The sequence below is a fragment of the Lactiplantibacillus sp. 30.2.29 genome, from assembly GCF_018991255.1.
GTDB lineage: Bacteria > Bacillota > Bacilli > Lactobacillales > Lactobacillaceae > Lactiplantibacillus > Lactiplantibacillus pentosus.
In genome coordinates, this window is record NZ_JAGYGU010000061.1 from 1 (window position 1) to 5,623 (window position 5,623).

Genomic DNA, 5,623 nt, shown 5'->3' on the forward strand with positions numbered 1-5,623 from the left:
CCTGCCAAATCTTCGATTGCCCAACAGGCAGTATCATTATTAAGGTCGGTTTTCCATACGGAAAAGCACTTAGTATATCATACTCAAGAAGAAAAAGCCGCAGAGCGAAGGAAAAGAATCAGGCTATTATTAGATTCATTTTATGACTACATTAGTCAGGCCCGGTGGCCCCTAGGCAAATTAAAGAATGCCATTCAAAACGCGTTAGCGTTAAAGTCACGAGTCTATCGGATTTTTGAAAATGGCCAAGTTCCATTGACCAATAATCCAGTGGAACAGGCCATTCGGCCATCAACGTTAATTCGTAAAAATAGTCTTTTTGCGAAAAGCATTCGTGGCGCCCAGGCTAGTGCCATATATTACACGATAGTCGGCACAGCTAAAATGAATCATTTGAACATCTATAAATACTTCAAGTATCTGTTTGATCACTTACCGAATCGTGAAAACAAAGATCTTGAGGGCTTTTTGCCATGGGCAAAAGAGGCCCAGGCTCAATGTCATATTTAAAATAAGCAAGCGTCATGCGTAACATCAAAACCGATGTCGTGCATGACGCTTTTTTTCAATACGTGTTGTTATTCGGTACTTACGCAAAAACTTACTATCTGGGGGCTATAATTTATAAAATCAATTGTCTGCCGACAAGCGTTCAATTAATGCTTGTTGCTGTGGAAACATCTTTTTTAATTGCTCCTTTTTCGGAATCAAAATTTCATTCGAAGATGATGACGGTAACGTGACACTAATTTGAGAAAATCCAGTTGCTCTCTTCACACTTTCCATTGCAATAAAACTATTAGGCTCTACATAAAAGCCGTGAACTTCATCATTATCCTTATTCAAACCTAGTTTAACCAAGTGATAATGACCATCTTGAGTAAAGTAATGCACATTAACCGGATCACCATATGAATACATTAGTGACTTACCGTACTTTACCATATGCAAATGTGATGGGTGTTCATGGTCAATTGTCGTATACATAACAAGTTCCCCTGGACGATAACCCTTATTTACACTATAAGATGGATAAAAGTTTTTGAAGATTTTTTCTTGTCTTTGTTGATCTTCTGGAGATAATTGCGGTGCCGGCTTAGCAGGCCCCTGTGTTTCAACTTCACCTTTACCACTTATTAAAGCATTAAATGCTTCGATAATTGTTGATGAGAAACCAATGGAGCGATCTGCAATAACACTAGGGATATTTAACTGCCCCTTATTAATTGTTATATAACGGCTACTCTTATTGCCTGCAACTAATTGCATACTTGGCGCCTTAATCATTCGATTTTGTGGGCCAATTCCTAATTCTAAGACAAGAATTTTTTTGTCTTGATAATTATTTAAAAAGTTCTCAAAGCCGTTGACCTGTGTTTGGTCCATACTAAATACAGGACCTGGAATATTAAGTGATAGTTTCTCTCCACAAGTTGCGCATGTTGGTAAATCATCTTCTGTTAATGTACCAGTTTGGTCTTTTTTATAAATTTCATGAAGGGTTGACTTCAAATCAACAAGTGGGTGTTCTTTAGGGTGTTTAGAGCAGATGCCAGTCTGCCAATTTCCTTCCACTTCGAGAAGATGATCAAATTCAGCTAACGCAAAATGGTGATCGATATTCGATGTCCAGATGAAATAAGGCTTGTTACCAATCACCTGTCGTAATTTATCCATTAATTCACCAGGATAGTAATTATAATTATAGTATTCTGCAATTCGTGCATAAACTCGCCATTTATCAAGTTCATTGGGATAATTATAGTTAAGTGCTCCTAATAAATTTGGTAAATTATATTTCTCTACTAAGTCACCCAGAACCGTTGACAATTTACTGTCCTTTGCAAATAAGTTTAGTCCCTCAGAAATTGAAAAACCGTTACTAGCAGTTACTAAAAGAGCATCAGCATCACTTAACCATTGTTGAGCTGTTTTTACCGTGTTAGTCATTTTGTCCTCCTTTGATTAATTCAGAAATATTTTGTAAAGCCCTAGCCGTATCACTATTAATCAACAGTGAACGATCTTTTATTGCTAGATTTGTTAAGACATCACGAGGATTGAAATTAATATAGAATGACTGTGGCATGTAGTTGGTCATTTCCCAGAATGGCTCTTGTATAAACATTGGTGTCATCCGACCAACCCCAATTTCAATGAAAAGTATCTTCTTTAACTGGTATTTGCCTAGAAACTGATTTGCTTTTTCGTATTCTTCATAGTATTTCTTATCTTCAAGAAATTCCGGACCACGTACCCATGGGATAAGGGGAGTACCATCAACTTCACTTTTAGGAATTAATTCAGTTGGAAGACGATTATCAACGATTTTAGGTATTAATTCATCTAAATAACCATCGATAGGATACAAATTTTTATCTGTTAATGTATTTTTACTCTGAAAGAATCCCCATGATCCTTGGATTTCACTGACATGTTCTTCTGGGAAGAATTTCTTGAACAACATATCTTGATTGCTTGTAATAATATGGTAAGGCTTATTGTCAATGATTGTCTTTAGATAATCATATACCCTATTTTGAGGTGGAATGGTTGAAACCATTTTTAACATTTTTAATAAATAAGCCCATCGCTCTTCTTGAGATTCAAAACGGTTATAGAATCCTTTAAAAATACCTTCAAAGTGATATTTTTGGTAAAAGTCACTCATGTACTTCATAAATAATGGACTAGCTTCATACCAAAAATTCATTCCCGCGGCATTTGATATTCCTGAACCAGCTCCAATTAAAATTGCATCTGCATCATTAATTCGAGCTACTACATTTTCAAGTCTATTCATTTTATTCCTCCTTATTGAATACTATGTCCATTTTTGAACATAATGTAGTTAAATGATATGATTAGGCAGATTGTAAAATTTAAGTTGAACATTTAAGTGGACAGAAAAACCCATCAAGGTCTTTAATGGTGTTACCACACAATCCATTAGAAAGAAGGACCTTAACCGTGTTGTCATTGAAACGCTTCATAATGAAGGACGTTCCTTGCGATACATCGCTAACTACTTAGACTTTAGTAAGACCACCATCTTTAACGAACTTCACCGGCTAAATAGTGAGTACCAGGCTGGGCTAGCGCAAACTGACTTTGAACGAAAGGTTAGTCAACGGGGGCGGAAGTCTTCGCTCACTAAAAACCTTAAACACTTGATCGAGGAAAAGATTCAAGTCCAGAAGTGGTCCCCTGAACAAGTTGCCCATGTGGTGGGGATTGCCTACAAGACGGTCTATAACTGGATTAATCAAGGCTGGCTTGATGTACAGTTGCCCGATTTGCCTGATCATGGAATTCGTCGTCATCGTGCTAAAGAAAAGCGTGGTACGTTCAATCACGGCCGCTCCATTGAGGAGCGGCCTCATAAAGTCGAAACTCGCCAGGAATTCGGCCACTTTGAAGCTGATACCGTACTTTCTGGTAAACGTAAAGGTCAAGCTGTGGCTACTTTTGTGGAGCGTAAAAGTCGCCTGACAATTGTTAAACGGCTCCATGGTCGCGACAGTCAGTCCATGACTCAAGCCGTACTTGAACTAGCTAGTCAACTTCAAGACAAGCTCAAGACGCTTACTGTGTATCATGGTAAAGAGTTCGCTAACTACCAGACAATTGAACAGCTAACAGGTACTCAGGTTTATTTTGCCCATGCTTATTCACCACATGAACGCGGTAGTAATGAGAACCGTAACCGAGTTTTGCGACGGTTTATTCCCAAGGGACAAGCCATTGAAGAACTAAGTGATTACCAACTGGTTCAAATCAATTGGTATCTGAATTCACGGCCACTTAAATGTCTTAATTGGCATACACCAATCGAGATCTTCTTGCTTAATCTACGTCACTAAATTCGTTCAAGTTATTTCTTGCAATCTGCCATTAATTATAATTGCTTATATATTTGAAGTGAATAACATTTTTCCGAGGCTGTTCATTTATGGACACCGTTATGAAATTGTCAATAATAAAATATAGTAATTAATAATCTGTAAAGGGATCGTGAAGTTAGTAATGAAAAATTCAAATCGAATAGACAGGCGAACAATATATACAGTCAATGTAATTAAAGATAGTTTCTTGGAGCTAATCCAGGATAAACCATACTCAAAAATATCAATAAAAGAGATTTGTAAAGTTGCTGACATAAGTCGCTCAACTTTTTATTTACATTTTAAATCGATTAATGATGTTTTGAACGCTATTCTTGATGATGCAATCAAGATGACCTCACCAGATTATCTTAAGATCAGTAATTTTAGCATTGATTATCTTAAAGAAAACGAATCTTTGATACCGGCCTGCCAAAGGGTAGGTTCAAGTGAAAAATATCGTAAATTACTTCTGGACCCTGAATTGACAGAATATATCGTCGGGCGAATTATGATCCGTGAGCGCAACCGAGTAGTTCCTGCAATTCAAGAAAAGACTGGATTATCCAAGGAAGACGCAGAAACATTGTTTTTATACACTCTCCATGGTTCTTTTGCGGTTAATCGTGCTAACCAGTTTAGAAAAAATAATAAATGGTATCATGATGTACAGATTATTAACAATTTTACCTTAAACGGTTACAATGCTCTTAATTAAAACAATCCTTAATAATCTAGATAATAACTTTTCTTTCACTAAATATAAGATGTACTACTTCTTAACATGCTTTAAATCTTGTATTAAATGAAAAATAACGTTTTTTAACGTAAAATAGCCTGTTATAACGACCATAAATGCCGTTATAGCAGGCTATTAGACTCTATCTAGTGCTGACTAAAGATTCGAACCTTCAACCTTATCCTTACACCTTTCATAAATAAAAACACCCAGTTGTTATACTGGATGTTTTCTTTATATGGCAAACATTTTGGCAAACAAACATGTTATTTTTAATGAGTTAGTCAAGTTTTAACACTGCCAAAATGCCGATATATCGCGCTTCCAACTCTATCTTACATTACAATCCTATTCCCACTCGATAGTAGATGGTAAACCTCTGGGCGTATAATTTTAGTTAACCTCAAATTATTTTACTATGAGTATAGTGCTGAACAATGGGTATAATAGCTAGGGTTCCTCACGATATTGATAAAGATGCATTTAATCAAGAGTTAATCAGATTTAGAATTATAACGTAATACGCATGGTGCTAGTTAATTTTTAACCAGGTACCAATAAAAAGACATTGTTTTAGACGTGTTTGAAAACCCATGTATGATCGTGCAGAATTTTGCTCGATATTAAATAAACAACATAATTGTGAAAATACATCCTCTATCCTACGCCGTTGGTGTTTTAATAAGCTCTCATCACCTGAACATTGTTTCATATTTTTACGATATGGTGTCCAAAAACAGATGTCTATTTGTTTTAAGAGGATGTCTAAAATCTTTTAAGTAATAGTGCTAAAAACGCCAAAACGACCATTTGCAGATTGGTGGTTAATTGACGCTCACAATTTTCCAAAGTCGCCGACAATTCTCTAATCAACTAAAGGATCGTTCTACTACTCAACGTTGGGGTATGACTTCGAATCGATGCAACTCATTGCACTTCGCAACCTGCACGGTTGCGTTTAAATTACTTGCCACATCAAATCGAAAATTAACGTCTGAAT

General features: G+C 36.3%; 5 protein-coding genes and 1 pseudogene. 3 read left to right on the forward strand and 3 right to left on the reverse strand.

Annotation, left to right across the window (positions count from 1 at the left end; genetic code table 11):
* Window positions 1–510: transposase (locus tag KGF65_RS16205; protein WP_216749051.1), on the forward strand; the 510-nt coding region annotated here is incomplete at its 5' end.
* A 120-nt stretch (window positions 511–630) separates the two neighbouring features.
* Here KGF65_RS16205 and KGF65_RS16210 read toward each other — a convergent pair.
* Both KGF65_RS16210 and KGF65_RS16215 read right to left on the reverse strand, forming a co-directional pair.
* Window positions 631–1,950 carry a cupin domain-containing protein gene (locus KGF65_RS16210; RefSeq protein WP_172638043.1) on the reverse strand — a complete coding sequence of 440 codons (1,320 nt, stop codon included), beginning with the start codon at window positions 1,948–1,950 and terminating at the stop codon, window positions 631–633.
* Window positions 1,943–2,803 (reverse strand): Sir2 silent information regulator family NAD-dependent deacetylase, encoded by an 861-nt coding sequence (locus KGF65_RS16215; protein ID WP_216749052.1) that lies wholly within the window; start codon window positions 2,801–2,803, stop codon window positions 1,943–1,945. The genes KGF65_RS16210 and KGF65_RS16215 overlap by 8 nt, the downstream gene beginning before the upstream one ends.
* A gap of 145 nt (window positions 2,804–2,948) precedes the next feature.
* Between KGF65_RS16215 and KGF65_RS16220 the strand changes: the two genes are divergently transcribed.
* Window positions 2,949–3,863 (forward strand): IS30 family transposase, encoded by a 915-nt coding sequence (locus KGF65_RS16220; protein ID WP_216788245.1) that lies wholly within the window; start codon window positions 2,949–2,951, stop codon window positions 3,861–3,863.
* A 163-nt stretch (window positions 3,864–4,026) separates the two neighbouring features.
* A complete protein-coding gene (locus KGF65_RS16225) occupies window positions 4,027–4,602 on the forward strand; it encodes a TetR/AcrR family transcriptional regulator (protein WP_172638042.1) in 576 nt (191 codons plus the stop codon).
* Window positions 4,603–5,388: 786 nt separating this feature from the next.
* On the opposite strand, the pseudogene KGF65_RS16230 reads toward KGF65_RS16225, so the two are convergent.
* Window positions 5,389–5,623: pseudogene (locus tag KGF65_RS16230) on the reverse strand (transposase); the annotation flags it as partial.